Raw genomic sequence first — 26,724 nt, 5'->3', positions numbered from 1 at the left:
CGCCCCCGCGTGTGAAAGCGGCGGCACCCGGCTCGGGTGCCGCCGCTTTCACGTGTCTCAGCTCAGCCCGTCCACCAGGTCGAAGTAGAAGTCCTGGCGGTTGGTGGTGTTGTAGTCGTACGGGTCCAGGTACAGCTGGAAATTCTTGTGGCGCAGGGCGTAGTTGGGGTAGTTCACCGACTGGAACAGCACGTCGTTCGAGGATGCCGTCTTCTGCGGGCAGAAGGTGGCGTCCTGCTGGAACAGGGACGAGCCGTCGTTGCTCATGGCGCGCAGGACGAAGTTGCGGTGCCGCAGGTACCTGCCGTCGCTCATCCTGAACGAGTAACAGGAGCTGTTCGCCAGTCCCTTGACCAAGGTGAACGAGGAGTCCGCGCGGGACTCCGAGCCGCTCGGCGCGTCCAGCTTCACGTAGCTGTCGCTCACGTGCCAGTACCGGTCCGGGTAGTTGACCGAGCGGACCGAGATCCGGCCGGCGCCGGTCTGCGTCCCCGAACCGCCGGAACCGCCCGAACTGCCGCCGGAACCGCCGGAGCCACCGGCGCTGCCCGCACCGCCTGCGGTGCCGCCGGAACTTCCTCCCGCCGCCGATGACGCGGAGGGCTTCGCGGCGGACGGCGAGGCCTTCGGGCCGTCGGCGCCGTGCTGCGCGTCGGTCGCCGAGGCGGACGGGCTGCCGGACGTGATGGCCGACGACATGCCCGAGGTGCCCTTCGGCTGGGTGGCCCCGCCCGAGGTCGTCGGGGAGGCGAAGGAGAGCAGACCGGGGCCGTTGTCGAGGGCCGCACCGGTGGGCGGCGGAGCCGACGCCTGGTCAGGGGTGTGGTGGCTGACGGCTATCGCGGTGACGCAGGCGACGACCGTGGCGATCGCCAGCGTGCCGGCCATCCAGAGTCTTCGGGTCCCGGGAGCCCGGGAGCTGTCGGGGCCCCAGCCGTTCTCCCACTGGGGGTGCGGCGGGGGCTGGGGGGTGGTTTCTGCCATGCGCAATTCCTCCAGCGGCGCCAAGGCAGCGGCAGCCGGGGGTGTGAGGGAGAAGTGGGTGAGGTGTGAAGCAATAGTGGATCACAGAGGTGCACACACTAGTGGAGCCGCGGGGCTGCGGGGAGCCGTTTGGGCTAGCGTTTTCTGTGAGCATTAAACATCTTCGGGTGTCGGCAGGGGGGTTCGTGACCCATCTGTAGCCGACCGGCCTGGAGCCCCAACTGGATGCCGTCTGAACCTACTTGGGTGGGAGCTCGGCCGTCCGGCACTCCGGGCGCGCGGCTGTGTACGGCCGTACACAACGTTGCGTACACTCGAACACATGGGATACCTGACGCTCGCCGGCGCCATAGCCGCCGAGGTCGCCGCCACGACGGCGATGAAGTACAGCGACGGCTTCAGCCGACTCTGGCCGACGCTGCTCACGACGCTGGGGTACGTCGTCTCCTTCCTGCTCCTCGCCCAGACCCTGAAGACCGTGTCGATCGGCACGGCGTACGCGATCTGGGCCGGGGTCGGCACCGCGACCATTGCCGTGCTCGGCCTGCTGCTCTTCGGGGAGGGGCTGTCCCTCGTCAAGGTCGCCGGGATCGCGCTGATCGTCGGGGGAGTGGTCGTCCTGAACCTGGGGGGCGCGCACTGATGCCCCGCCGTTACGACCCGGAGCGCCGGCAGCGGATCATCGAGGCGGCGATCCGGGTGGTCGGGGAGAAAGGGCTTGCTGGCCTCAGCCACCGCTCCGTCGCCGCCGCGGCGGACGTGCCGCTCGGCTCCACGACCTACCACTTCAGCACCCTCGACGAGCTGATGGTCGCCGCACTGCGCCAGGCCAGCGAGGGCTTCGCCAAGGTGATCGCCTCGCGCGGGGGACTGGAGGATCCGCGGACCGACCTGGCGGCGGAACTGGCGGGCTGGCTGGGGGAGTGGCTGGCCGGTGACCGCACCGGGGTGGAGCTGGAGTACGAGCTCTACCTCGCCGCCCTGCGCCGCCCCGCCCTGCGCCCCGTCGCCGCCGAGTGGGCCGACGACCTCGCCCACCGGCTCGCCCACCGCACCGACCCGGTCACGGCGCGGGCGCTGGTCGCGCTCATGGACGGGATCTGCCTCCAGGTGCTGCTGACGGGGGTGGAGTACGACCAGGGGTATGCCAGGGAGGTGCTGGCGAGGGTGATCGGCCCGCACCGCAGTTAGGGGGACGCGAGCGCCGCTTCCGCTGGCGGCGCGGGAGCGGACTGGGCCGGCGGCGCCGGTGTTGCCTCCGGTGCGGGCGCCGACTGTGTCACCGGCGCAGGCCGTGCTCCTGATGCGGGAGCGGACCGCGCCGCCGGTACCGTCCACCGCTCCCGGTGCGGTCGCTGACCACGCTGTCGGCACCCCGGACCGTATCGCTCCGCCGGTCCGGTACCGCGCACGCTGCACCGGCCCGGATTCCTCCGTCGGGCCGTGCCGGGCCCCGTCGAGCTGCGCTGCGCCGCGCCTCCGTAGCAGGCTCCCGGCGCACGGGCTCGGGCCACGTCACGACCACCGGTCCGGACCCCGGCTCACGACCACCGGTCCGGACCCCGGCTCCGGTACCGGCACGTGAGACGCGGTTCGCTCTGGGTGCCCAGCTCACGTTAGGTTTCTAACCATGACCGACACGAACGTTCGCACCACCGGAGCCGTCGCCGCCGGCCTCGCCACCATCGCCGCCGACGGCACCGTTCTCGACACCTGGTTCCCCGCCCCCGAGCTGGTCGCCGAGCCCGGCCCGGCCGGCACCGAGACGCTCTCCGCCGAGCGGGCCGCGGAACTCCTCGGCGCGGGTGCGGCCAAAGCGGTCGGCCCGGACGCCCGCCGCAACGTCGAGGTCGTGGCGGTCCGCACGGTCATCGCCTCGATCGACGAGAAGCCGATCGACGCGCACGACGTCTACCTGCGCCTGCACCTGCTCTCGCACCGCCTGGTCAAGCCGCACGGCCTCAGCCTGGACGGCCAGTTCGGCTTCCTCGCGAACGTCGCCTGGACGTCGCTCGGCCCGGTCTCCGTCGACGAGATCGAGCAGGTCCGGCTGAACGCCCGCGCCGAGGGCCTGCACCTCCAGGTGACCTCGGTCGACAAGTTCCCGCGGATGACCGACTACGTCGTCCCGAAGGGCGTACGGATCGCCGACGCCGACCGCGTCCGCCTCGGCGCCCACCTCTCCGAGGGCACCACCGTCATGCACGAGGGCTTCGTCAACTTCAACGCCGGCACGCTCGGCACGTCGATGGTCGAGGGCCGTATCTCGGCCGGCGTCGTCGTCGGCGACGGCTCGGACATCGGCGGCGGCGCCTCCACCATGGGCACCCTGTCCGGCGGCGGCAACGTCATCATCTCCATCGGCGAGCGCTGCCTGATCGGCGCGGAGGCGGGCGTCGGCATCGCGCTCGGCGACGAGTGCGTGGTCGAGGCCGGCCTGTACGTCACCGCGGGCACCCGCGTCACCATGCCCGACGGCCAGATCGTCAAGGCGCGTGAACTCAACGGCGCCTCCAACATCCTCTTCCGCCGCAACTCGGTCTCCGGCGCCGTCGAGGCCCGACCGAACAACGCGGTCTGGGGCGGCCTGAACGAAATCCTGCACAGCCACAACTGACGTACCGGCGGCCGCGCTGTGCGGCTGCCGGCAGCGGTCTCCGCAGGTCATCGCTGAGCGCCCTTCCACGGCCCGAGGGCGGCCCGGGGGAGGGCGTTCACGTGCTTCCTCCGAGCGGCGGCACACCGGCCCGTGTGCCCCTGCCGGGCGCGGGGCCACCATCAGCCTCCACGGGGGCGGCACCCGTGGAGGCTGATGGTGGGGGTCGCGCTACAGTGCCTGCCGTGGACATACCCGGCTGGTCCGTGTGGATCGCTCTCGGTCTGGTCGTCCTGCAGGCCCTCGGTCTCGTTCCTGTTGTCCGCCGACTGCGCGGGTCCGATTCGGCGGTGCGTTTCAAGGCTCGCCTCGACCTGCTGGACGTCGTCGGCTCCCTGCTGCTTTTCGGCGGCATGCTGCTGAGTCTCGCAGTGGCGGAATCCTGGTTCTGGCTCACCTTCGCCGGCTTGGGATTCATGGCCTGCGTCTACGCCGTGAAGGGTGTCCACTGGCTCCGCACTCGCCGACGCCAGGCAGCCTGATCCTCGTCGAGGGCTGCTGCCCCGCGAAGGCACGACCGCACGGACCCGCACGTTCGGAGGCTCGGCGCGGCGGACCTGGCACGGTGCGCAGGCGGTCGCCTCTGAAGCCGGTGACTGGTGATGAGGTTGTGGCGGCGTTGCGGAGCGTGGCCCGGTCGAGGGCTTTGCCGCCGCCCGCGGCACCGGAGGCTGTTGCCGCGGCGGAAGAGGCCATCGGGTTCCCGATGCCTCGAGTGGTGGGACCGCACAGTGAAACTTTGCGCGCCGCCCTCTTCGTAGACCAGCTGTCCCGCTGCCCTGAGTCGGTCCTTCTCCTTCATGGTCGCCGATCTCGAACCCGTGACCTCGCCAGGTTGGGCCAGGGCGCTCCGCACCTGCGCTCATGGTTCGTTGTCACCCAGCTGGACACTCATGGCTGCCCTGCATCTCGCTTCGCTGCCGCGTTCCGGGCGTGAGCTTCGCGACGCAGCCGTCGCTCGTAGTCAGCGATCTGACGGGCTACGGGAACGCTGGTGGCCGTTCGGATCAAGCAGCCGTTCTCGCGATCCACCAGGAAGGGACCGTTGCCGCCCAGCCGAGGGCGCGGGCCGCTCCGGCCGTCCCGGACTGCTCCCCAGTAGAAGATCCACCCGAAGGGCAGGGCTTCTGTGCGCAGGATCTGGAGGTCGTACTCGACGTCGCCTCGCACGTCGTCGATCTCGGCCAGCACCAGCCGACGCGCTTCCTCCTCAGTCATCATCGCCCGATGATGACATGGCGCCTCGGGACACCTAGGGCTCCTTGCACCGGCGGATCCCCCCGGTGACGTGGCCGAGTCGGCGGCGGCATGCGAGCGAGGCGACCTCGATGAAGCCCGAGACTCTACCGACCTTCTGCCGGCGAACCTGGGTGGTCCACTGGAGCGGTACGACGCGGCGTCGGACGAGCATGAGATTCCGCGGCCGTACTGAGCCGGCAGGCCATCAGCTTGGGAAGCGACGGCGCTTGCAGAGGCGAATAGCTTCTGACCTGGGTGTATGTGCTGCGACGTGACGTCCGAGGGCGCAAGATCGCACCGCTGTTGACCGTGGTTTACCGGTCTTATGGGCACGCTATGGGCACGCGGTCGGCTCGGAGGAACGGGGAGCGCTTCTCACGGGCTGACGGAAAGCCGCCTTCCGGAGACGAGCCCCGGTCGGCAAGCTGCCGTTGCAGGCGCACATGGAATCACCGATGTCCCGGTCGTGCGTGGCGGGTCAAGAGTGGTCGAGAGGTCCGCTACTCCGGCACAACGACTCCGTTGACCGTCTGCCCGGGCGCAGGCGCCGGGATCTTCTGCATGCCCGGCATCTGGGCGGCATGCGCGTTCCAGCCCGCTCGGAACATGTCGCTCTGCAACAGCGTCACCTCATCGGCCAGCGTCTCCATCTCCTCGACGGAGACGGCAGAGGCGCGATAGCCCAGGCTCTTCTTCAGAGGGTTCATCGCCTCGATGCCGCTGCTGGATTCGGCCGGTGTGCAGAGCGCGTGCACGGTAGTGTTGCGCCGGGTTGCGGAAGTTCTCTGCGCGGCTGAGGCAAGCCGGGATGGTACGGCGGCAGGCTCAGGCAACGCAGCCAATTTCGGGCTACCGCCGGAGACCCCCCAACTGTGTGAAGTCTGCGATCGGTTGGGCTTGACCTGCTGCTTCTCTTGACGTTGGCAGGTACTTGGCGCGTCTCTCGTCGTCCGGCTGGAGCGTCCCAACTGCGGCCGGGTGACGGGTGAGGACGCCTTCCTGATGCCCTCACTGGTGATTCGGAGCTGTCGTCCGCACGGATGGGTCTCTCCCCTGTCCGAACGGGTTGCCGCCCTCCGCATGGACTGCGACGGTGACGGCGGCCAGGTAGGCGGCATGAGTCCCGAAGAGCCCTGCTGGGCCGCCATACCATCACCGTCCTGTACGGGACGCCCTGCTTCGGTCATGCGCAGTGGCCGCTCGGGCCGAGATCATCGGCCATCCCCATCTAATGGCGGCCCTACCCACTCAATGCGTCCCCCATTGTTTCGGCCTGTCCTTCACCTGCATCGTCGATGTCATCCACACAGGTGGAAGCCACGACAACAGCGTTGTTGCCGCATGGCACACAGCACGAGGGGCCGAGCCCATCGAAGCGGAACCTCCGATCCGGTGCCGCTCAGACCCTCACGAGCGCTGAAAGCCCCACACCGTCGTGGGAGCGTTTCCATCCTCCTGAAGCGGGCCTGACCCGCAGGGCGGTCCCGGTCAACTCCGGGTACCGGTGTCCGGTTACGTCGGAAAACGATGGCCCGCACGCCGTTCGACACAGTTCATCTCCTTCCTGGGCCGGCCCGCCGGCCACGCACAACGGAGCGCACACCATGTCCCGAGCACACATCTTCCGCAGGCTCAGCACATCGGCCGTACTCTCGGCGGCCGTCGCCGGCGCCGTCGCCCTCGCCGGTCTGGGCGGCAACCTCACCACCGGTGCGCAGCACCAGTCGCTGGGCGGGCACGTCCAGCTGGCCAGCGCGACGACCCCGACCGATGGCATGACCTTCGACATGACGAACGTCGACGCCGACCAGTACGACGCCATCATCAACTTCCTCCGCGGGCGGGGCGGCGGCTGGTCCATCTACCAAAGCATCCGTGTCACACGGACGAGCGACGACTACTTCCCCCTCACCCTGCAGGTGGGCGGGAGCCGGGTCACTCTGATCTTCAACGCGCGGAACCTGTACGTGACCGGCTGGTACAACGAAGTGACCCACCAGTACGTCCGGCTGGGTGCCGGACCCGCCACAATGCCGGGGCAGAACGGTGCTACGCAGAACCGGAACTGGCTCAACTACACCCAGATGGAGTCTGCCGCTGGGGCCGACCGCGGTTCCCTCGGCATCACCATGGGTGCCATCCAGGGTGCGATCACCGACCTGTCGAGGGGCAACTGGCGGGACCAGGCGCGGGCCCTGCTCGTCCTTGTCCAGGCCTTTGCCGAGGGCGCCCGCTTCGACTTCATCTCCTACCGGATCGGCCACGCGATGCGCAGCAACGGCATCTTCTACGCCGGGTCCTCGTCCGCAGTCAACGGCGGGTCGGGCGCCCTCTCGCTGACGTCCCTGGATCTGGAGAACAACTGGGGAGGCCTGTCCCAGGCGGCCGAGAACGCGACGCAGAACCACTATCCCCTGAACTACCAGATCGGCAGTGGGTCTTTCACGACGATGCAGGCGCTTGACGAGCAGCTGGCCCTGGCCCTGTACATCAAGATGAACTAGCCCGAAAGCGCGAAAAGCAGCCCGAACTGGTAAGCGGGCTCGGGAGTCGGACAGTGTCCGCCCTCGAGCCCGCTCACCGTCGCCGGGCGGTCCTCCCCGCGACCGTGCGACGTGGGACGGCGCGCGGACACGCTCGGAGACGCGTCCAGAACTCTCTGGTCAGAGCGACGCCCCAGGCCACGTATCCCCTCTCGAATGTGCCGTCGCCTCGCCTGCTGCCCTGGGTGAGCCGGGCCGCGTTGGTCTGTGTGAGTCAGCGCCCTTGGCAGCAGGAGCCACCCGCTGTGCGGCCGGCGCTGTGCGCACCGATGTGCTGCGCCGCCTCGGTTCGGGCACGTCCAGTCGGGGACTCCGCGTCGTGGACCACCCGTCCGGAGATCAGGGTGTACTGGACCTTGGTGGCGCGGATCAGCCCGGGCCTCACTCCCGCCGCCGCCGGCCCGGACCACATCTCGGCAACCCGCCGCAGCCCGCGACCCGTTGGAGCCGACCGCGACCCGCGACTGCCCGCGCTGCCAGCAACCGATCACCATCGTGGCCCTCTTGGCCACCTCCGAAGCCGCACGGCCGACGATGCCGCACCTGCGCACCGATGTTGTCCCGCTGCGGAGGACCCCATGACCGACCTGCCCTGGCGGCTCATGGTCTAACTCGGCGCGTACGGCCCCCTCCGCCCCGAAGAGTTGGCGGGCCTCCGTCGCCGCGCCCCCGGCGACACCAGGTCCGAAGCAGGCACCCGCACCGTGTACCTGCCTGAGTTCCTCGCCCGGACCTTCGCATCCACATGGAGCTGTACGAGGGCAAGGGACCCAACGGTCTCGTCTTCCTCGGCGAGAAGGGCGCTCCGTTCCGCCGAAGCAGCTTCTGGTCGGAAGTGGCGCAGGGCTCGTACCGCTGCCGGCGTTCCCGAGGGCTTCCGGTTCTACGATCTCCGTCACACAGGACACACCCTGTCGACCCGCTCAGGAGCCACCCTCAAGGACGCGATGGTCCGCGCGGGCCAGTCCTCGGAGAAGGCGGCGCTGATCTATCAGCACTCCGACGACGACCGACAGCAGGAAGTTGCAGCCTTCCTCGATGCGACCGTACGCAAGGCGCGGGAGCAAGCGCAGGAAGCTGCCGCACGCGACAACTGATCAAGGCGGACAGCAAGAAGGCCCGGGTCTCTGACCTGGGCCTCAATCATGGAGCGGGTGACGAGAATCGAACTCGCGCTCTCAGCTTGGAAAGCTGAGGCGGTCTGGGGCCCGATGTGGGCCTGACCTGCGGGACAAGGGTGTCAACGCCTGCTGGATGGTCCGTTCGTTCCCCGCTGTTCCCCCTGGTTCCCCGTACGATCTGGCACGCGTCTGGCACTACCTCTTCATCGCGAACCATCGGCTGGATGGCCATTGGGACGAGGACGCTGGTCCTGGGGTCATCGACGGCCGCCGGCAGCCACCCGAAGTTGCGGTGGTTGCGGTACTCCGCTGCTGTACAGGAACCGCAGCCGGCCCGGACGAGGCATAGGGTCCTCCGGCCCCAGAGTGGGGAACTATGGCCCAGCGCGACCGTGGACCGAGTGATCCAACCTGGTATTGACGTAGCGGTCAGCCGAGGGAAGTGGTCGGCATGATGTGGTACGACGGTGGATGGGGTTGGGGCGGCTGGTTCGTCATGACCGTGTTCATGGTGCTGTTCTGGGCCGTCCTGATCGTCGGGCTCATCGCACTGGTGCGCTACCTCGCCGGCACGCGTCACCATCAGCAGGCCGACCTGCCTCCCCCCTCCGGCGAAGGCAGGTCGCAGGACCGTCGGGCCGAGGACCTGCTTGCCGAGCGGTTCGCACGCGGGGAGATCGACGACGACGAGTACAAACGCCGGCTCGGGCTGCTTCGGGAGCACCGGTGAACACGCATCGCCGCCGAGCGGTGTGGTCCGCGATCGCCATTGCCGCGGCGGCCTTGGTGCTGGGCATCGCCACGACGGGTCTGATGGCCGCGTCTGGCGCCTTCCACAGGACGGGACCGACCTCCTGGAGAGCGCAGGGCGGCGCACGGTGCACGGCGCCGGCCGCGAAAGGCAGTGCGGTCGACGTGACCGTATGGGACAGGGGGCACATGACGGGGGGCCCGAACCGGCCTGCGCCGAACCACGGCCTTCCCGGCTGGTACGGCATGGGAATGATGCGCCTGGTGGCCCACCCCGCGACGGTCCCGGCAGGAAAGGTGACGCTGCGGGTGGTCAATGCGGGAACCCTCACGCACGAGGTGATCGTGTTGCCGCTGTCGGCGGGCCGGACCGCCGGAGAACGTGCCATCGGCTCCGACGGGCGGGTTTCGGAAACGGGCAGTCTCGGCGAGGCGTCCCGCAACTGCGGCAGTGGCGCCGGAGAGGGCATCGCCTCCGGTGCGGCGGCCTGGACCACAGTGACGTTGCCTCCAGGACGCTATGAGCTGGTGTGCAATGTGCCAGGCCACTACGCGGCCGGCATGTACACCGAGCTGGATGTCGCCAAGTGAGCCAAGAGCCCGAGGCGGTCGGCCCTCTCCGTGCGACGGCCCAAGGCCGGAGAGGGTGACGTTGACGAGGCGGTGCACGGCTTCCTCGGAGGAGAGCCCTGCGGCGGCGGACAGCGCGTGCAGGCAGTAGTCGGCCAATTCGCCGGGAGAGACGTCGTCGCGGACCAGGGCGTGCGGCTGCTGTTGAGCCTGGACCACGTGTTGGTCCCGGTGGACGAAGGCGGCGATCTCGCAAGACCGCTTCGAGCTGTTCCCCGGGTCCGCCGACGTGACGCTCGTGCCAGGTGATCAGGATCGACTGGACGTCCGGGAAACGCTTGTACAGCAGCTGCTCGTCGGCACCGATGCCCTGCCGCAGAGAAAGCATGACACGGAAGGCGGAACTCCAGGCGGGGGCAGGAGCCGTGGCCCGCGGAGCACCACTTCGGGCCTGATAGCAGGCGGGGCACTGATAGTTGCGGTACACCTCGGCATCGGCGGCGCCGCGCTGGCTGACGCGAAGTGGACCGGCTGGGCCGCCAACGCCGTCCTGGTTCTCATCCTGGTGAAGCTGCTGTTCCCGGGCAGCCACCTTTTCCTCGGGCGTGCCGCGCTGCGTGGCGGCATCGTGTCCCGGCATCAAAGGAAGCGTCGCGAGCAGCCGGAGCGGGCCGTCGCATCCTCACTGCTGCCTTCACCGGCTCGCCCCCTCTTCAACGATCTGAACGCGGCCCCCCACCCGCCGGTGGAGGACTCACTCCGTCCCCGGGCCGATCCGCGCGATATCGCACTCATGGTGGAGTGCATGTGTGATTGCCACCTTGTCGCGCGTCCTTCCCGGCCCGGACGGCTAACCGGTCCAGCCGCCCGGCACCACCGAGTCCCTACTTCGGTCACCTCGAGACCGCCCGCCGCCGCTTCGACGCCTGACCCGTGCGACGCGCGTCGCGAAGCCGCCCACCACACGGGGTTCACGGCTCCGGCACGGCCCGCTCAGCCGGCGTCCGGCAGGGACGTCCTGAACAGCGCGAGCGTGGTGAAGTCCGCCTCGCGCAGGCCGACCCGCGGGTTCACATGATGCAGCAGGGCAGGGCCGGGATGGTGGGCGCGGACGTACAGCGTGTCCGGCGGGCTCTGTTCGTCGTCCACCCACGCGAACGCCCGCCCGGCGGCGTACCCGACGATCGCCTCCGTCTTCCAGTGCACCCCGTCCGGCCGCTCCGCGAAAAGCCCCCGGCCGAAGTCGACGTACGGCAGCTCCGGCAGGCCCACCACCGGGGCGATCCAGCGGTTGGCCGCGGCCATCCAGCTGGTCGCCCAGCACAGCTCGTAGCCGAGGGCGAGCAGTGCCGGGCCGTGGTCCGGGTTCAGCCACACCCGCAGGGGGCGCCCGGGTCGGACGGCCGCACGGATCGTCGTAAAGCCCTCAGGGCGTCGCTCAGGCTTCGCGGCGTACGGGTTGAGGGGGCCGTCGACGTCCAGGAACAGCAGGGGGCGGCTCATGGGGACAACGTACGGCAGCGGGTGGACGGGGCACGCTGAGGTTTTCCGCGCCGGACAGGCATAGTGGCGCCGCCCCGCGCGCGTCAGCACGGGTACGGGGCCCGGACACGAGGTGGGCCCGGGGGAAGAGAAGGTGACGATGGATGCGGAACTGCAGGAGAATTTCCGGGAGTTCGTGGACACCCGGTCCACGGCGCTGCTGAGGACCGCCGTGCTGCTGACCGGCGGTGACCGGCATGCCGCCGAGGACCTGCTGCAGAACGCCCTGATGAAGGCGGCGGACCGCTGGCAGCGCATCGACGAGCCCGAGGCGTACGTACGGCAGGTCCTCTACCGGCAGCAGATCAGCCGCTGGCGGTTGAAGTGGCGACGGCGTGAACTCAGCGTCGCCGAGCCGCCGGAGAGCCCGCCGGCACCCGACAGTGCGTCCGCCGCCGAGCTGCGGCTCGTACTCCGCGCGGCCCTCTCCCGGCTGACCGCCCGCCAGCGCACCGTACTGGTCCTGCGCTATTTCGAGGACCTCCCCGAGGCCGACGTGGCGCGACTGCTCGGCTGTTCCGTCGGCACCGTACGCTCCACCACCCACCGCTCCCTGGCCCGGCTGCGCGCTCTCGCGCCCGAACTGGCCGCCCTCGATCCGGACCCCGGACCCGAACAGCCGCCGTCCCGTGACTACTCGCCCGTGGAGGTGCGGCCGTGAACGTCGAGGAACTCGTCCGGGACACCCTGCGTGATCAGGCCGCCGAACAGCTCCCCGCGGGGCCGGGATTCGCCGACCGGGTCCTCGGTGCCCGCCGGCACCGCCGGACCCGTCGTATCGCCGCTGTCGCCGTGGCCGCCGCGGCCGCGGTCGCCGTCGCGGTGGGCGTGCCGCTGCTCGACGGCGGCAAGCCCGATGTACGGCCCGCCGGGGTCCTCGACCCCGACGAGACCCGCGCCCACCCCGACCAGTCGCCGCCCCGCGAGCTGATCCGGGCCGGCGCCGCCACCATGGCCGCCTACTACACCGTCGACACGGTCAAGGAGAAGGCCCGCCGCTCCCACAGCACCCGCACCTACTGGCTGCTGGACCAGCGCACCGGCCGCTACGAGAAGGACGCACGCTGGTCGTACGTCGCCGTCGCCCCGGGCCTGAAGACCGCCGCCGTACTGGAGCGGCGGCTGCCCACCTCGCGGATCGGCCTGCTCGACCTCGGCACCGGCAAGGTGGCCCGCTGGATCCCGGTCGAGCACGGCGTCGGCGGGATCGCCTTCTCCCACGACGGCCGCCGACTCGTCGCGACGACCTACGCCACCGATCCCGACGTCCAGATCCAGACGCGGGACGACAAGGACGTCAAAGTCTTCTCGATGCCGCCCACCATGCCGCGCACCGGCTTCTACGTTCTCGACGTGGCCTCCGGGAAGGGTCCCTGGAGCCAGGTGCGCGACCCGCGCGACAGCATGGGACTGTCCACCATCAACTCCCGCCAGGACTTCGCCCTCAGCCGCTCGGGACTGTACGTCTGGTCCGGCCTGACCTCCGACCCCGGGATGCAGTTCTACGATCTCCGGGGGGAGGAGGTGTCCGCGCCGGCCGGTGAGCGGAACCTGAAGTGGTACGTCGAGGCGGGACTGTCGCCCGACGGCAGGCGGGTCGCCGGCGACTTCGCGGGCCGGACCATGAAGACCTCCTCCTGGGTCCTCGACCTGAACACCGGAAAGCAGGTCGAGGTGCACGGGCAGGAGCTGCTCGCCTGGGCCGACGACAAGTCGCTCATCGCCTGGGACGTGGCCAAGGACGGTGACAGCGAGTACCACAACCGGCTGGTCCTCGTCACCGTCGGTAGTGACAAGGTCGTCCCGCTGAGCGGCTTCCGTAAGGGAGACGACGGCTCCGCCGGCCGCTGGCAACCGGTCTTCGCCGAACGCTGATCAGCCGGCCGCCGCCACCAGTTCCGCGTACACCGCCCGCAGCCCGTCGGCCGCCTCCCGGTCGGCGGGTCTGAGCGGTGACCGCACCGGTCCCGCGGGCAGGCCCACTGCGGCGAGCAGGGCCTTCGCCGTGACCGTGCCCGGCAGGGCCCCCGCCGTCATCGCCTCGATCAACGGGACGGCTCGCAGCTGGAGTCCGGTCGCCCGGGCCGTGTCGCCCGCGTCGAAGGCGTCCAGGATCGCGGCGACCCGCCCCGGCACCACGTTCGCGACCGTGCTCACGCAGCCCGCCGCGCCCACCGCGTACAGGGCGAGGATGTGCTCGTCGCAGCCCGCGTAGTACGCCAACCCGGTGCGTGCCAGCACCTTCTGGGTGCCGAGGAAGTCGTACGAGCAGTCCTTCACGGCGACGATCCGGGGGTGTGCGGCGAGCCGGATCAGAGTCTCCGGTTCGATCCGGGTACCGGTGCGGCCAGGGATGTCGTACAGCATCACCGGCAGCCCGCTCGCCTCCGCCACCGCCAGGAAGTGCGCCTCCAGCGCGTCCTGCGGGGGCCGGCTGTAGTACGGCGACACCACCAGGACGCCGTCGGCGCCCGCCTTCTCGGCGGCCAGCGCCAGTTCGACGGTGTGCCGGGTGTCCGCCGTGCCCACGCCCGCCACGAGCGGCACCCGCTCGCCCACCGCCTCCCGCACGGCCGCGATCAGCCGCGCCTTTTCCGTGTCCGTGGTGGTCGGCGACTCGCCGGTGGTGCCGTTCAGCACCAGGCCGTCACAGCCCTCCGCCACCAGCTGTGCGGCCAGTCGCCCGGCACCGCCCAGGTCGAGCGCCCCCGCTGCGGTGAACGGCGTGATCATCGCGCAGAGGGTGCGTCCGAAGGGGCGCGGTACGGGGGCAGGGGAGGGAGAGGGGGTGGTGCCTCGTGGGGTCGTCATAGGGGTAGTGTCGGCGCGGAGAACGGATTAGCTCTACTTAATTCTTCTACGGCTCATATCTTAGTGATGCTACGGCGTTCACTTCTGGCGGTGGCATGTGCAGGGCTGAGCGCCGCTGATCCGGGTACCCGCAGTGTCAAGCAGAGGGGAAGCCGACGACACTCAGGAGGGGCACCGATGACGAAGAGGACCGCACGCGGAACGGGGACTCGACTGACCGACACCGCGGGAACGTTGGCGGCGAAGGCCGACCTCAAGGGGCGCACCCAGGCGCGCGCCGCCGATCTGATGGACAAGGCCGGCGCGCTGAGCGTGCAGCTGCGCTCGGGCGCGACCAAGGCCGGTCACCAGGCCCAGAACCGGGCGGTCAGGGGCGGGCACACGGCTCAGGAGCAGATGCTGAAGGCGCGGCACACGGTCCAGGAGCGGGCGCTCAGGACCGGACACGTCGTCCAGGAGCAGGCCGGGCGGGCGGGGCACCTCGCCTCGGAGAAGGTCGCCGAGGCCGGGCGGGCCACTCGGGGGCCTCTCGCGCAGCCCGCGCGCATGGCGGTCCGCGCCGCCCTGCGCCGCCCCCGTCAGATTCTGATCGCAGGGGCCGCCCTCGCCGCCGCGGGCGTGGCCGTGGGCGTGCTGCGCCGAGGTTCGCGCCGCTGAACGCCGCCAGGAGGGCCGGCCCCACCGTGGTTCCGGCCTCACCGCCAGATCCCGGCCCCACCGTCCTGCCGAAAACTTGAACCATCTGGACAAGAAAAGTTTTCGGTGGGAGGGTGGGGCCATGCTGGATGTGACCGTGATCGAGGACCCCGAGGCGGCGGCGGTGTCGCTGGACCCCGTACGGGCCCGGCTGCTCGCCGAACTGGCCGTCGCGCCCGCGTCGGCCACGATGCTGGCAGGCAAGGTGGGGCTGCCGCGGCAGAAGGTGAACTACCACCTCAAGGCGCTGGAGCGGCACGGCCTGGTCGAGCTGGCGGGGGAGCGGCGCAAGGGAAACGTCACCGAGCGGCTGATGCGGGCGACCGCCGCGTCGTACGTCATCTCGCCGGCCGCGCTGCCCGCCGTGCAGCCGGACCCGGACCGCTTCCGCGACCAGCTCTCCGCGCGCTGGCTGCTCGCGCTCGGCGCCCGTCTGGTGCGCGACGTCGGCGCGCTGATCACCGGAGCCGCCAAGGCCCGCAAGCGGCTGGCGACCTACGCGCTGGACGGCGAGGTCCGCTTCGCCTCCGCCGCCGACCGGGCGGCCTTCGTGCAGGAGCTGACTGCGGGCGTGAGCGCGCTCATCCGCAAGTACGACGCGCCCGACGCGGCGGGCGGCCGAGACCACCGCATCGTCGTCGCCGTCCACCCCACACTCAAGGAACCACCCGCCTCCGCGCACGAGGAACCCCCCGCACCCGCTGTCGGCGACGCTTCGTCGTCACCCCCGGCCGGAGCGCCTCCCGTCCCCGCGGGCGGCAGAACGGCTGTGCCTGTGGCCGGTCAGCCGGCCGCGGCGCCCGGCGTCACCGCCTCCGGACCGGATCAGTAGGCAGCAGGAGTCCCGTCATGTCCAAGGAATTCGAGATCGTCCGTGAGTTCGAGGTCGACGCCACGCCTGCGGAGGTGTGGGAGGCGATCACCCACGGCACCGGTGGCTACCTGTGGCCGATGGAGCCGCCCGAGCCCCGGGTCGGCGGCGCGGCGGCGTTCGGCTCCACCGTCACCGCCTACGACCCGCCGCACCACCTGGTCACCCGCAGCGAGGACGTCGGCTTCCCGACGCAGAGCGCCAACCAGCTGGAGCACCTCGTCGAGCCGCGCGACGAGGGCCGCCGCGCCTGGGTGCGCTATGTGCACAGCGGGATCTTCACCGACGACTGGGACAACCAGTACGACGGCGCGAACCGGCACACCGGCTTCTATCTGCACACCCTGCGCGAGTACCTCACCCACTTCGCGCCCCGCCCGGTCACCTTCGCCCAGTTGAACGGGCCGGAGGCGTCCCGTGCGCCGGGCGCGTTCGATGCGGTGGCGCGGGCCCTCGGTCTGTCGGACGACACGGCCGAGGGCGCCAAGGCGGCCGTACGCGGGCCCGGCGGGCGGATCCTGGACGCGGTGGTGGACTACCGCGACCCGTACTTCGTCGGGCTGCGGACCGACCACGCCCTCGTCCGGTTCTTCGGACGCAACCACTGGGGCGCCCCGGTCGGCATCAGCGTCCACGACTTCGCGCCGGACGCCGACGCCGCGGCGAACGAGGCGGCCTGGCAGGACTGGCTGAACGGCGTGTTCGGCCAGTCCTGAGCGGGGCCGGACGGTCACGGGCGGAAGCGCAGCACCTGCGGGTCGTGGTCGCTGATCTGGTCGTGGAACTCCGAGTTGATGTGCACGCTGTCGTACTGGAAGTCGCCGTTGCGGCGGATCTCCTTGCTGATCAGGATCTGGTCCAGGACCTGCTGGTTGCCCTGGTAGTCGTAGGTGTAGCGCTCGCGCTCGGGCAGCGACTGGATCGCCGACCAGAGTGCGCCGCCGCTCTGCAGGATCTCGGTGGTGCCGGAGAAGTCGAAGTCGTTCATGTCGCCGAGCGCGACCACCTCGGCGTTCTTCTGGACGTCGAGAATGTTCTTGACGAACGCGTTGACCAGCGTCGCCTGCGCGTGACGCTGGGTCTCCGAGCTGCGCACCACCGGCTGGTACTGCGCGGTCAGGCCCTGGTCGCCGCCCTTGGAGTTGAGGTGGTTGGCGATCACGAAGACCGTCCTGCCACGGAACACGAACTCGCCGGCCAGCGGCTTGCGGCTGCTGGTCCAGGCGGGGTCGGCCGGGGCGACGCGGCCCGGGGAGGCCGTCAGCTGCGCCTTGCCGTGCACCCTGGTGACACCCACCGCGGTGGTGGAGTCGCCGCCCGCGCGGTCCACGAAGGACACCCGCCGGGGGTTGAAGAGGAAGACCTGGCGGATGTTGCCGCCGGGCTCGCCGCCGTCCTGGTCGTTGACCGGGTCGATGGAACGCCAGTCGTACCTCGGGCCGCCGGCCGCGACGATCGCGTCGATCAGCTTGTTCACCGTGACGTCCGCGGCGACCGTGCCGTCGTCGGTGGCGCCGTTGTCGTCCTGGATCTCCTCCAGGGACACGATGTCGGGCGACTGGAGGTTGTTCACGATCGCGGACGCGTGCGCGGCGAAGGTGCCGTCGGACGGGTCGAGGTTCTCGACGTTGTACGTCGCGACCGCCAGCTCCCCGCGCGCCTGCTTCCTCGTCGTCTCGCGTTGCAGGCCACCGCTCTTCAGGGTGCCGAGCTCGCTCGCGACGAGGGTGTAGCCGCCGAACTGGTTGTAGTCCATCGGGCCGGTGGTGGTGCCGGTCAGCGTGTCGCCGACGTTCGCCGCCGGGAAGTCGGCCGTCGGACCGAGCGACTGGATCTGGAGACGGCCGGTGTTCTGGTCGTCGTAGGAGGCGTACAGGGAGCCGCCGCGGCGGGTCGCGTTCTCGTGCGGCTTGACCGTGACCCACAGCTCGGCGTACGGGTCGGTGGCGGTGATCACACGGACGTTCTCGACCCGGACGTTCATGCCCTCGAGGGACTCGTAGTAGTCCAGGGCGTACTTCTCCGGCTGGAGCGGCAGGCCGTTGATCGAGTTGCCGGCGGCCGTGTCACCCGTGGGGGCGTAGAGGCGGGGCACCGACCGCGAGTCGATGACGACCGGCGCGGGGACCGGGTTTCCGGTGGAGAGGGTGGTGACGGTCGGCTTGGTGATCTCGGTGACCGACTGGTTGCCGGTCGAGGCGCCGCCCGGGACGAACTCGGAGACCGTCCCGCTGACCGTGACCGAGTCGCCGACCGCGACCTTCGGGGTGGAGCTGGTGAAGACGAAGACGCCCTCGCTGGTGGCCGGGTTGTCGTCCGGCGTCGGGTCCTGGGGCCAGAAACCCCTGGAGGAGCCGTAGGTGCGCGTGCCCGTGACGATGCCCGGGACGTCCGTGACCTTCTGGCCGGCGTACGGGGATATGCGCGTGGTGCCCTGGACGTCGTGGATGCGCAGCCCGTCGGCCTGCGCGGGTGACGTGAGGGCGACGGTGGACGCCGCGCTGCAGACGGCGGCGACGGTGAGCGCGGCGAGACGCGCGGAAGACCTGCTCGGCAAGGGGATCCCTCCGGGGACATACGGACGTGCCGGGACGAGGGTGTGACACGCGTAGAAAACGGGTGAACAGTTGTCCCCTCAGTTTCTACGCGCGTCAATCTCCTGGGTGGCGGCGGGAGTTGTCAAGGTTTCGGCCATGTGCGGGACCGGGTGGGGAGATGAACCGGTCGGCATGGGTGGAAATCCGTCTAGGCTGAGCGGTTGAGCCGTACGGCGTCCAGGGCCGTACGGATGTCGATACGGCGTCCAGGTCGCCGTACGACCGCCCAGGCATCCGAGGAGAACCAAACCGATGTCAGACAGCTCGCCCCTGCCGCCGGTGCGGTTGCTCCCCGAAGCGGAGCTGGCGCGCGCCGCACTGTCCACGCCGCTGCTCTCCCGGGCCGCCCGGCTCGCCCGCTGGGCCGGCCCGGACACCCGCGTCGACGCAGGTGGCGAACTGGTCGAGGAGCAGCTCCCGGCCGCCGCCGAGCTGCTCGGCCTCACCGGGGACGATGCCGCCGCCTACGCCGGCGAGGCCTGGCGGGTCGCCGTGGACGCCGGGCTGGTCGAGATCGTCGACGAGGAGGCCGGCACCGTGGCGGCGGGGCAGGAGCTGGGGCAGCTCACCGGCGGCTCGCCGCACGACGTCCTCGCGGTGTGGCAGGCGGCGCTCGAAACCGTGATCGCCGACGCGAGCGTGCCCGACCTGGACGGAATTGTCGACGCGCTCGACGAGGGCGGGGAGGTCGATTTCTCGTCACTCGGCTGGGACCCCCGGGCGGAGGCGGACTTCCTCGACGGCGTCCTCGGCAACCTCTATCTGCTCACGGCGAGCGAGGACGGACCCGGTGCGGCGCCGGTGCCGCTGCCCGCGCTCGCCGCCTCGATGATCGTGCCCAGTGACATGGGGGAGCCGACCAACGACGTCCTCGAACAGGTCTCCGACGCGATGATGCGGCTCGACGACCAGTTCCGGCTGCTGGAGCCGGTCGGGCTGGTCGAGTACCAGCCGGTGGACGAGGCGCTGATGGCCGACGGCGACGAGGAACCGGCGGCCGGACCGGTCGACGAGGCCGACGTCTCCCGCTACGGCATGGTGCGGCTCACCCCGCTCGGCGCCTACGGGCTGCGGGCGCGGCTGCTGGAGGCGGGCTTCGGGGCGCCGGCGGTCGGCGAACTCGCCGACAAGGGCGCGGACGCGCTGCTCGACGGTACGGCCGCCTTCCCGCAGGGAGCCGCGCGGGCCGAGACCGAGCAGTGGCTGGCCCGCCGTGAATCCCTGGCCGCCGCACGGGAGTTGCTGTCCGCCGCGCGCGGCGCGGACGCGGGCGCCCCGCTGCGGCGGCTGCGCTGCCAGCAGGCGCTGTCGCTGCTCGGTCCGGAGGCCGAGCCCGCCCTCCGTGAGGTCCTGGACGACCCCGAACTGGGCGGTCTGGCGCGGGTCTGGCTCGCCGAACGCGGCGCGGCCGACGTGCCGCAGCCCTCCCAGGACCTGATCTTCTGGCTGACCATCGACACGGTGGCCGCGCAGCTCGCGGCCGAGGGGAACTCGGAGGAACTCCAGTTGCTCGTCGAGGGACTGGCCCGGCAGCACGCCGGGTTCTTCGCCGAGGCGTGGCGGGTGGAGCACCCGGACACGGCCGACGTGCTGGAGGCGATGGGCCGGCTGCACCCGGACAAGAAGGTGGCGAAGGAGGCCAGGAAGGCGGCGTTCAAGGCGCGTTCCCAGCACGGGGTGTAGGGAGCGGGAGGGGTTTCCGCGGTGTGACTTTTGGCTTCCGTGGGCCGGTGCTTACGGATTCATGGAAAAGCCGGAGCCGATGTCGCCCGCTGTTCAACCGGCGTTCAGGAGCGGCCGGGAGCGTGTGCGCCGTCCTGAGGTCCGCCACCCTCCACGGCACTCCGACCGTCACAGGAGACACCATGTCGCTCACCCGCAGGGACTTCGCCAGGAAATCCGCGATCACCGGTGCCGGTGTCGCGCTGGCGGGCAGCGTCGGCGCCCTCGCCACCGCCCCGAACGCGCTCGCCGCCACCGACACCGCCGAGGCCGGGTCGGCGCACGGACACGGCGGCGTCGGCTACGGCCCGCTGGTCGCCGACCCCGACGGCATCCTCGCGCTCCCCGCCGGCTTCACGTACGAGATCATCACGTACAGCGGCCGGACCCGGCTGGAGTCCGGCGAGTTCACCCCCTCCAACCACGACGGCACCGCCACCTTCGACGGTCCGCGCGGAGCCACCCTGCTCGTCAACAACCACGAGCTGAAGGGCCCGCGGGCCGACTGGGAACACCCCGTCCCGCTCACCGAGGGCCTGGTGTACGACCCGGCCGCCTCCGGTGGCTGCACGGTCGTCGAGGTCCGGCCCGGCGGCCACGTCGCCGAGTGGGTCGGCATCGCCGGCACGTCCACCAACTGCGCGGGCGGCACCACCCCTTGGGGTACCTGGCTGACCTGCGAGGAGACCGAGGACAAGGCCGGCGCCGACGGCATGACGAAGGACCACGGCTACGTCTTCGAGGTGGACCCCGAGGACCGCCGGGCCAACCGCGACCCCAAGCCCGTCAAGGCGCTCGGCCGGTACGCCCACGAGGCCGTCGTCGTGGACCCCGGGCGCGGCCACCTCTACCTCACCGAGGACGCCTCGGGGCCCAACGGCCTGCTCTACCGCTGGACCCCGCCGCAGGGCTTCCGCCACGGCCGCGGCAGGCTGCGCACCCTCGCCGACGACGCGGGCACCCTCCAGGCCTTCAAGTGCTTCGACTCCGGCGGCAAGTTCGTCGACGACCTCTCCCGCGCCACGAAGACCGGCACGGTCTACGGCGTCGACTGGGTGGACGTCCCCGACCGCGACGCGAAGTCGGTCTCCGTGCGCAAGCAGTTCGGCACCGGCCAGGTCACCCGTGCCCGCAAGCTGGAGGGCATGTGGTGGGGCGACGGCGGCACCTACATCGTCTCCTCCTACGCCCGTGCGGAGAGCCCCGTCCAGCACGACGGCGCCGTCTGGTTCCACGACCCGAAGCGCCGCACCCTCACCCTCAAGGTCCTCATCGGCGTCAACCCGGACCCGTCCGCGGAAGGCGCCTTCGACGGCCCGGACAACATCACCGTCTCCCCGTACGGCGGTCTCGTCATCGCCGAGGACGGCGAGGGCCTCCAGCACCTGTTCGGCGCCACCGAAAGCGGCCGTACCTACCCGATCGCCTGCAACGAACTGAACATCGGCACCGCGGACGACCCGGAGTACAGCGAGTTCACCGGCGTCACCTTCTCGCCCGACGGCCGGACCCTGTACGCCAACATCCAGACCCCGGGCATCATGCTCGCGATCACGGGGCCCTGGAAGCGCGGGCAACGGTAGATCGCAGGTTCCCTCGCACGTGCGCACCCTTGTCCGTCGCCTGATTGATATCTAACATTTCAGTTCATGGAGGCTCTGCGACCCGTCGCCCGTACCCTGCTCCGCGACCGTGCCTACGCCGCGATCAAGGACGCCATCGTCGCCGGGGACATCGAACCCGGCGCGGTGGTGCGCGACGCCGAGTTCGCGGAGCGGCTCGGGTTGTCCCGGGCGCCGGTACGGGAGGCGTTCTCCCGGCTCGTCGACGAGGGGCTCCTGGAGAGCAAGCCGCAGAGCTACACCAGGGTCACCCCGGTGGTGGCCGCCGAGGTGCGGGACGCGGCGGCCGTGGTCGGCGCCATGCACGAACTGGTCACCCGGGCCGCCGTACCCCGGCTGCGGGACGTGGACCTCGACGAGATGCGCGTGTCCAACGTCCGGTTCGCCGCCGCCGTGCAGGCAGGTGACGTGGACGGGGCGCTGCGCGCCGACGACGACCTGCACGACGTGCTGGTCCGGGTGGCCGGGAACCGCGCGGCCGCCGCCACCGTCGCCCGCTACACCCCGCTCATCCGCCGCCTGGAGCGCCGTCGCTTCGGCGAGGGCGGCTCCTGTCGCTCGGCCGGCCTGCACGAGCGCCTGATCGAGGCCTGCGCGGCGGGGGACGCGGAGGCGGCGGCGCGGGTCACGGCGGAGATCTGGCACACCCTCGGCGACCTGGCAGACGACGACACCCACTGACCGCTCCTCCAGGAGGCGCCCCATGTCCCTTTCCTCGTACGACCGCTACCCGCTCCTCTTCGGCCCGTCGCCCGTGCACCCCCTGGAGCGGCTCACCGCCCACCTCGGCGGCGCCGCGCTGTGGGCCAAGCGGGAGGACTGCAACTCCGGGATCGCCTACGGCGGGAACAAGACCCGCAAGCTGGAGTACCTGGTCGCGGACGCGCTGGCCAAGGGCTGCGACACGCTCGTCTCCATCGGCGGGGTGCAGTCCAACCACACCCGCCAGGTGGCCGCCGTCGCCGCCCGTGCCGGGCTCACCTGCGTGCTGGTGCAGGAGAGCTGGGTGGAGTGGCCGGACTCCGTGTACGACAAGGTCGGCAACATCCTGATCAGCAGGCTGGCCGGGGCCGACGTGCGCCTCGTGCGGGCCGGGTTCGGGATCGGCTTCAAGGAGAGCTGGGAGCTGGCGCTGCGCGAGGTCGAGGAGTCCGGCGGCAAGCCGTACGCCATCCCGGCCGGCGCCTCCGACCACCCGCTCGGCGGGCTGGGCTTCGCGGGCTGGGCGTACGAGGTGGCCGAGCAGGAGCGGCAGGCGGGCGTCTTCTTCGACACGGTGATCGTGTGCTCGGTGACCGGTTCGACGCAGGCCGGCATGGTCGCCGGGTTCGCGGCGCTGGAGGAGGCGGGCGGACGCCGGCGCCGGGTCGTCGGCATCGACGCCTCGGCCGAGCCCGTCGAGACCCGCGTACAGATCGCCCGGATCGCCCACCGTACCGGCCGGCTCATAGGTCTGCGGCGTGAGCTGACCGTCGACGACGTCGAACTCGACGAGCGCTACCACGCGGGCGTCTACGGTGTCCCGGACGACACCACGCTGGCCGCGATGCGCCTGGCGGCCCGCACCGAGGGCATGGTCACGGACCCGGTGTACGAGGGCAAGTCCATGGCGGGGATGATCGACCTGGTCGAACGGGGCGAGATCGACCGCGGCTCCACCGTCCTGTACGCACACCTGGGCGGCCAGCCCGCGCTGAACGCTTACAGCGCGCTCTTCTAGGGCCGCCCTAGGCGGGCGCCTGCGCACCTCCGGGCAGCCGGACCACTGTGCCCGGCTGCCCGGCCGGCCGTGCGGGCAGCCGGCCGGGTGCGCGGGGACCTACTTGGCGAGGAAGGACAGCAGGGCGGCGTTCACTTCCTCGGCGTGCGTCCACAGCAGGCCGTGCGGGGCGCCCTCGACCTCCACGTACTCGGCCGACGGCAGCAGCGCGTGGAACGGACGCCCGGTCGCGTCGATGGGCAGGATGCGGTCCCCGGTGCCGTGCAGGATCAGCGCGGGGACGTCGACCTTCGCCACGTCGGCGCGGAAGTCGGTGATCCAGGTCGGCACGCAGGCCACGGAGGCGTGGGCGGAGGCACCGGCCGCCACGTTCCAGCTGTTGCGGACGGCCTCCTCGCTGATCCGGCTGCCCAGCGTCTCGTCCAGGTTGTAGAAGTCCTGGTAGAACGCGGTGAAGTAGGCGTACCGGTCCTTGGTGACCGCGTCCAGGATGCCGTCGAAGACTGCCTGGTCGACGCCGGTCGGGTTGTCGTCGGTCTTGAGCAGGAAGGGCTCCAGGGAGGCCAGGAAGACCGCCTTGGCGACCCGGCCCGAGCCGTACGTGCCCAGGTAGCGGCCTACCTCGCCGGTCCCCATCGAGAAGCCGACCAGGACCGCGTCCGTCAGGTCGAGTTCGGTGAGCACCTTGTCGAGGTCGGCGGCGAAGGTGTCGTAGTCGTAGCCCGTGGTGGGCTGGGAGGAGCGGCCGAAGCCGCGGCGGTCGTAGGTGACGACGCGGTGTCCGGCCTCCAGCAGGACCGGCAGCTGCTTCTCCCAGGAGTGGCCGTCGAGCGGGTACCCGTGGATCAGCACGACGGGCTGGCCGGTGCCGTGGTCCTCGTAGTAGAGCTCGATCGGCGCGCTGTTCTCCTCGCCAACGGTGATGTACGGCATGACGGTTCGTCCTCCTCGGTTCGGAGAGTCCAGCACACCACCGTCGTCGGGCCGCCGCCAGGCAGAAGTGCAGGCGGAAGTAGAGAGCGCTTGTTCTAATTGTCGTGATGACCAGACGTTCCTCTTCCGACCTGCCCCACGGCGGCACCGCCTTCGGCGTGACGCTGCGCTCCCTGCGCCGGACGGCCCGGCTGACCCTGGAGGAGCTGTCACAGGCGTCCGGCGTCAGCGTCCGCGCCCTGGGCGACCTGGAACGCGGCCGCAGCCGCGGACCCCAGCGCCGTACCGTCGACGCGCTCGCCGCAGCCCTGGGACTCGACCACGAGCAGCGGCAGCGCCTCCAGCGGCTGGCCGACGCCGGCCGGGAACGCGGCGGTCCGGCCGCGCCGCCGTACCTCCTGCGCACGGTCCCGGACTTCACCGGACGAAGGCGGGAACTGGCGGACCTGGAGGCGCTCGCCCAGGGGGTCCGCACCCGCGCCGTGGTCCTCTTCGGACCCGGTGGGCAGGGCAAGACGACCCTCGCCGCGCAGGCCGCGCGGCAGCTGACGGGAGAGCACTTCCCGGACGGCTGCGTCAGCGTGCAACTGCACGGCATGAGCGACACGCCCGTGCCCGCCGCCGAGGCACTCGTCCTGCTGCTGACGGCACTCGGACACCCGCCCGACCGGATCCCGGTGGACCCGGTGGCACGCGAGGCCGTCTACCGGGCCACGCTCAGCGACCGGCGGGTGCTGGTCGTCCTCGACGACGCGGCCGACGAGGCACAGGCCAGGCCGCTGCTGCCGGACGCGGAGGGCGGCTTCGTGCTCGTCACCAGCCGACGGCCGCTGACCGGCCTGGAGGGCGTCCGGCGGATCAGGCTCGGCGCGCTCAGCGGCAGGGAGTCGGTGACGCTGCTGGAACGGATCCTCGGAACCCCGCGCACCGAAGGACAGACGGAAGGGATCAGCCGACTGGCGGAGCTGTGCGGGCATCTGCCGCTGGCCCTGCGGATCGTCGGCAACCGTCTCTCCAGCCGCCCCGCCTGGACCCCCACCCGGCTGGCGGACCAACTCGCCGACGAGGAAGGGCGGCTGGGCACCCTGGTCGCGGGCGACCTGGCGGTACGCGGCGCGCTCGCCCTCTCCTACCGCCAGCTCACGGCTCCCCGCAGGCTGCTGCTCCGCCGCCTCAGCCTGCTCCCCGGCCATGAGACCGGCCCCGACCTCGCCGCCGTGCTCACCGGCGACGACGACCCGGTCGCGGTCCGGGACGCCCTCGACCTCCTCGTCGAGCGGGGCCTGCTGGAGGAGCCCAGGCCGGGCCGCTACGCGTTCCACGATCTCGTACGGCTCTTCGCGCGCGAGCGGCTGCGGGCCGAGGAACCCGCGCCGCCCGTCGAGGCCGCCGCGCTGCGCACGGCGGACTGGCTGCTGCGGTCGGCCTCGGCGGCCGGCCGGTGGTTCGAGGCACCCGGTGCGCCCGAGCCGTGGGCGGGCGCCACCCCTGCCTTCGCCCCCGCGTCCGCGGCGGCGGCGGAGGACTGGCTCAGCACCGAACGCGCCCACTGGGCAGGCGCGTTGCGGCTCATGTTCGAGGCGGAGCGGCACGCGGAGATCGTCCACACGGCGCGCACGCTGTACTGGTTCTCCGACCGCTGGGACACCTGGCCCGAGTGGCGCACCCTGTTCACCTACGGGGTCCGCTCCGCCGCGGCGCTCGGCGACCCGGCGGCCCAGGCCCACCAGCTCAACTGCCTCGCCTGGACGTACTCGGTGGGCGGCGCCCGGTACGAACAGGCCGAAGAGCACGCCCGGCAGGCGCTGGCCCTGGCGACCGAGGCCGGTGACACCGGCCAGCAGGGCTGGGCGTGGACCTACATCGCCGGGGCCTGCATGAGGCTGGACCGGCCCGCGGAGGCGGCCCGGGCCGCCGAGGAGGCCGTACGGCTCTTCGAGGCGACCGGTGACCGGGCCGGGCAGGCGGTCTCCCGCCGGGTGCTGGGCAGCGCCCTGCGGGAATCCGGCCGTGCCGAGGAGGCGTTGGCCGTGCACCGGGGCCTGCTCGGGGCGGACACGGGGGACGTGCCCGGTTTCCAGGAGTTCGCCCAGGCGATCCTGCGCCATCAGATAGCCCGTGACCTGCTGGCCCTCCGGCGCTGGCCCGAGGCGGTGGTCGCCTACCGGGCCGTCATCACCCCGGCCACTCATGGCGGCACCGACCGCTTCAAGGCCCAGGCGCTCAGCGGACTCGCCACCGCCCTGGAGCACTGCGGGGACACGGCCGAGGCCCGGGCCCGACTCGCCGAGGCGCACCGGCTGTTCACCACGGCCGGCGACGCGGCCGCCGCCGAACGGACGGCGGC

At 71.2% G+C, this 26,724-nt stretch carries 24 protein-coding genes and 1 pseudogene; 18 read left to right on the top strand and 7 right to left on the bottom strand.

Features of this window, described 5'->3' with window-relative positions:
• Window positions 1-57: 57 nt before the first annotated feature.
• Window positions 58-984, bottom strand: coding sequence for an AbfB domain-containing protein (locus ABZ646_RS03625; RefSeq protein WP_360512553.1), 927 nt, complete (start codon window positions 982-984; stop codon window positions 58-60).
• Between the two features lie 322 nt (window positions 985-1,306).
• Here ABZ646_RS03625 and ABZ646_RS03620 point away from each other — a divergent pair, with 322 nt between their 5' ends.
• The 4 genes from ABZ646_RS03620 to ABZ646_RS03605 all read left to right on the top strand — a co-directional run bounded on the left by ABZ646_RS03620 (window position 1,307) and on the right by ABZ646_RS03605 (window position 4,122).
• Window positions 1,307-1,627, top strand: a complete 321-nt coding sequence (locus tag ABZ646_RS03620; RefSeq protein WP_360512551.1) for a multidrug efflux SMR transporter — start codon at window positions 1,307-1,309, stop codon at window positions 1,625-1,627.
• Complete coding sequence (locus tag ABZ646_RS03615) at window positions 1,627-2,175, top strand: TetR family transcriptional regulator (RefSeq protein WP_360512550.1); 549 nt, start codon at window positions 1,627-1,629, stop codon at window positions 2,173-2,175. The genes ABZ646_RS03620 and ABZ646_RS03615 overlap by 1 nt, the downstream gene beginning before the upstream one ends.
• Before the next feature lie 439 nt (window positions 2,176-2,614).
• Window positions 2,615-3,601 carry a 2,3,4,5-tetrahydropyridine-2,6-dicarboxylate N-succinyltransferase gene (gene dapD / locus ABZ646_RS03610; protein ID WP_360512548.1) on the top strand — a complete coding sequence of 329 codons (987 nt, stop codon included), beginning with the start codon at window positions 2,615-2,617 and terminating at the stop codon, window positions 3,599-3,601.
• 224 nt (window positions 3,602-3,825) lie between these two features.
• Complete coding sequence (locus ABZ646_RS03605) at window positions 3,826-4,122, top strand: hypothetical protein (RefSeq protein WP_360512546.1); 297 nt, start codon at window positions 3,826-3,828, stop codon at window positions 4,120-4,122.
• Between the two features lie 409 nt (window positions 4,123-4,531).
• On the opposite strand, the gene ABZ646_RS03600 is transcribed toward ABZ646_RS03605, so the two are convergent.
• Window positions 4,532-4,861, bottom strand: a complete 330-nt coding sequence (locus ABZ646_RS03600; RefSeq protein WP_360512544.1) for a hypothetical protein — start codon at window positions 4,859-4,861, stop codon at window positions 4,532-4,534.
• A 518-nt stretch (window positions 4,862-5,379) separates the two neighbouring features.
• Window positions 5,380-5,634 carry a hypothetical protein gene (locus ABZ646_RS03595; RefSeq protein ID WP_360512542.1) on the bottom strand — a complete coding sequence of 85 codons (255 nt, stop codon included), beginning with the start codon at window positions 5,632-5,634 and terminating at the stop codon, window positions 5,380-5,382.
• 849 nt (window positions 5,635-6,483) lie between these two features.
• Between ABZ646_RS03595 and ABZ646_RS03590 the strand changes: the two genes are divergently transcribed.
• The 4 genes and pseudogenes from ABZ646_RS03590 to ABZ646_RS03575 all read left to right on the top strand — a co-directional run bounded on the left by ABZ646_RS03590 (window position 6,484) and on the right by ABZ646_RS03575 (window position 9,884).
• Window positions 6,484-7,383, top strand: a complete 900-nt coding sequence (locus tag ABZ646_RS03590; RefSeq protein WP_360512540.1) for a ribosome-inactivating family protein — start codon at window positions 6,484-6,486, stop codon at window positions 7,381-7,383.
• 632 nt (window positions 7,384-8,015) lie between these two features.
• A pseudogene (locus ABZ646_RS03585) lies at window positions 8,016-8,519 on the top strand (tyrosine-type recombinase/integrase); the annotation flags it as partial.
• Between the two features lie 475 nt (window positions 8,520-8,994).
• Window positions 8,995-9,273, top strand: coding sequence for a hypothetical protein (locus ABZ646_RS03580; protein WP_360512538.1), 279 nt, complete (start codon window positions 8,995-8,997; stop codon window positions 9,271-9,273).
• On the top strand, window positions 9,270-9,884 hold the full coding sequence (locus ABZ646_RS03575) for a sulfocyanin-like copper-binding protein (protein ID WP_360512537.1): 615 nt from the start codon (window positions 9,270-9,272) through the stop codon (window positions 9,882-9,884). The genes ABZ646_RS03580 and ABZ646_RS03575 overlap by 4 nt, the downstream gene beginning before the upstream one ends.
• 972 nt (window positions 9,885-10,856) lie before the next feature.
• Here ABZ646_RS03575 and ABZ646_RS03570 read toward each other — a convergent pair.
• Window positions 10,857-11,366 carry a hypothetical protein gene (locus ABZ646_RS03570; RefSeq protein ID WP_360512535.1) on the bottom strand — a complete coding sequence of 170 codons (510 nt, stop codon included), beginning with the start codon at window positions 11,364-11,366 and terminating at the stop codon, window positions 10,857-10,859.
• 139 nt (window positions 11,367-11,505) lie between these two features.
• On the opposite strand from ABZ646_RS03570, the gene ABZ646_RS03565 reads away from it, so the two are divergent.
• Both ABZ646_RS03565 and ABZ646_RS03560 read left to right on the top strand, forming a co-directional pair.
• The gene (locus ABZ646_RS03565; RefSeq protein WP_360512533.1) at window positions 11,506-12,066 is read left to right on the top strand and encodes a SigE family RNA polymerase sigma factor; all 561 of its coding nucleotides are present in this window, start codon (window positions 11,506-11,508) and stop codon (window positions 12,064-12,066) included.
• On the top strand, window positions 12,063-13,280 hold the full coding sequence (locus ABZ646_RS03560; RefSeq protein ID WP_360512531.1) for a WD40 repeat domain-containing protein: 1,218 nt from the start codon (window positions 12,063-12,065) through the stop codon (window positions 13,278-13,280). Before ABZ646_RS03565 ends, ABZ646_RS03560 begins: the two co-directional genes overlap by 4 nt.
• Here ABZ646_RS03560 and dapA read toward each other — a convergent pair whose 3' ends face one another.
• Window positions 13,281-14,216 (bottom strand): 4-hydroxy-tetrahydrodipicolinate synthase, encoded by a 936-nt coding sequence (gene dapA, locus ABZ646_RS03555; RefSeq protein WP_360512529.1) that lies wholly within the window; start codon window positions 14,214-14,216, stop codon window positions 13,281-13,283.
• A 177-nt stretch (window positions 14,217-14,393) separates the two neighbouring features.
• On the opposite strand from dapA, the gene ABZ646_RS03550 reads away from it, so the two are divergent.
• The 3 genes from ABZ646_RS03550 (at window position 14,394) to ABZ646_RS03540 (ending at window position 16,499) form a co-directional block, all read left to right on the top strand.
• Window positions 14,394-14,873, top strand: coding sequence for a hypothetical protein (locus ABZ646_RS03550; RefSeq protein WP_360512527.1), 480 nt, complete (start codon window positions 14,394-14,396; stop codon window positions 14,871-14,873).
• 121 nt (window positions 14,874-14,994) lie between these two features.
• Window positions 14,995-15,744 (top strand): winged helix-turn-helix domain-containing protein, encoded by a 750-nt coding sequence (locus ABZ646_RS03545; RefSeq protein ID WP_360512525.1) that lies wholly within the window; start codon window positions 14,995-14,997, stop codon window positions 15,742-15,744.
• A 17-nt stretch (window positions 15,745-15,761) separates the two neighbouring features.
• Window positions 15,762-16,499, top strand: coding sequence for an SRPBCC domain-containing protein (locus tag ABZ646_RS03540; RefSeq protein WP_360512523.1), 738 nt, complete (start codon window positions 15,762-15,764; stop codon window positions 16,497-16,499).
• A gap of 14 nt (window positions 16,500-16,513) precedes the next feature.
• Here ABZ646_RS03540 and ABZ646_RS03535 read toward each other — a convergent pair whose 3' ends face one another.
• Window positions 16,514-18,340 (bottom strand): endonuclease/exonuclease/phosphatase family protein, encoded by a 1,827-nt coding sequence (locus tag ABZ646_RS03535; protein ID WP_360512521.1) that lies wholly within the window; start codon window positions 18,338-18,340, stop codon window positions 16,514-16,516.
• Between the two features lie 292 nt (window positions 18,341-18,632).
• On the opposite strand from ABZ646_RS03535, the gene ABZ646_RS03530 reads away from it, so the two are divergent.
• The 4 genes from ABZ646_RS03530 (at window position 18,633) to ABZ646_RS03515 (ending at window position 23,444) form a co-directional block, all read left to right on the top strand.
• Window positions 18,633-20,063: a hypothetical protein gene (locus ABZ646_RS03530; protein WP_360512519.1), complete on the top strand. Its 1,431-nt coding sequence runs from the start codon at window positions 18,633-18,635 to the stop codon at window positions 20,061-20,063.
• 182 nt (window positions 20,064-20,245) lie between these two features.
• Window positions 20,246-21,685 (top strand): alkaline phosphatase PhoX, encoded by a 1,440-nt coding sequence (locus tag ABZ646_RS03525; RefSeq protein WP_360512517.1) that lies wholly within the window; start codon window positions 20,246-20,248, stop codon window positions 21,683-21,685.
• 66 nt (window positions 21,686-21,751) lie between these two features.
• Window positions 21,752-22,405: a GntR family transcriptional regulator gene (locus ABZ646_RS03520; protein WP_360512515.1), complete on the top strand. Its 654-nt coding sequence runs from the start codon at window positions 21,752-21,754 to the stop codon at window positions 22,403-22,405.
• Between the two features lie 22 nt (window positions 22,406-22,427).
• Window positions 22,428-23,444, top strand: a complete 1,017-nt coding sequence (locus tag ABZ646_RS03515; protein WP_360512513.1) for a 1-aminocyclopropane-1-carboxylate deaminase — start codon at window positions 22,428-22,430, stop codon at window positions 23,442-23,444.
• Window positions 23,445-23,543: 99 nt separating this feature from the next.
• On the opposite strand, the gene ABZ646_RS03510 is transcribed toward ABZ646_RS03515, so the two are convergent.
• Complete coding sequence (locus ABZ646_RS03510; protein ID WP_360512511.1) at window positions 23,544-24,377, bottom strand: alpha/beta hydrolase; 834 nt, start codon at window positions 24,375-24,377, stop codon at window positions 23,544-23,546.
• 107 nt (window positions 24,378-24,484) lie between these two features.
• Between ABZ646_RS03510 and ABZ646_RS03505 the strand changes: the two genes are divergently transcribed.
• Window positions 24,485-26,724: tetratricopeptide repeat protein (locus ABZ646_RS03505; RefSeq protein ID WP_360512509.1), on the top strand; the 2,240-nt coding region annotated here is incomplete at its 3' end.

Source organism: Streptomyces sp. NPDC007162 (assembly GCF_040634175.1).
Classification (GTDB): Bacteria; Actinomycetota; Actinomycetes; order Streptomycetales; family Streptomycetaceae; genus Streptomyces.
The sequence above is the reverse complement of the archived record's forward strand: the minus strand, read 5'-3'. Positions and strand labels throughout refer to the sequence as shown.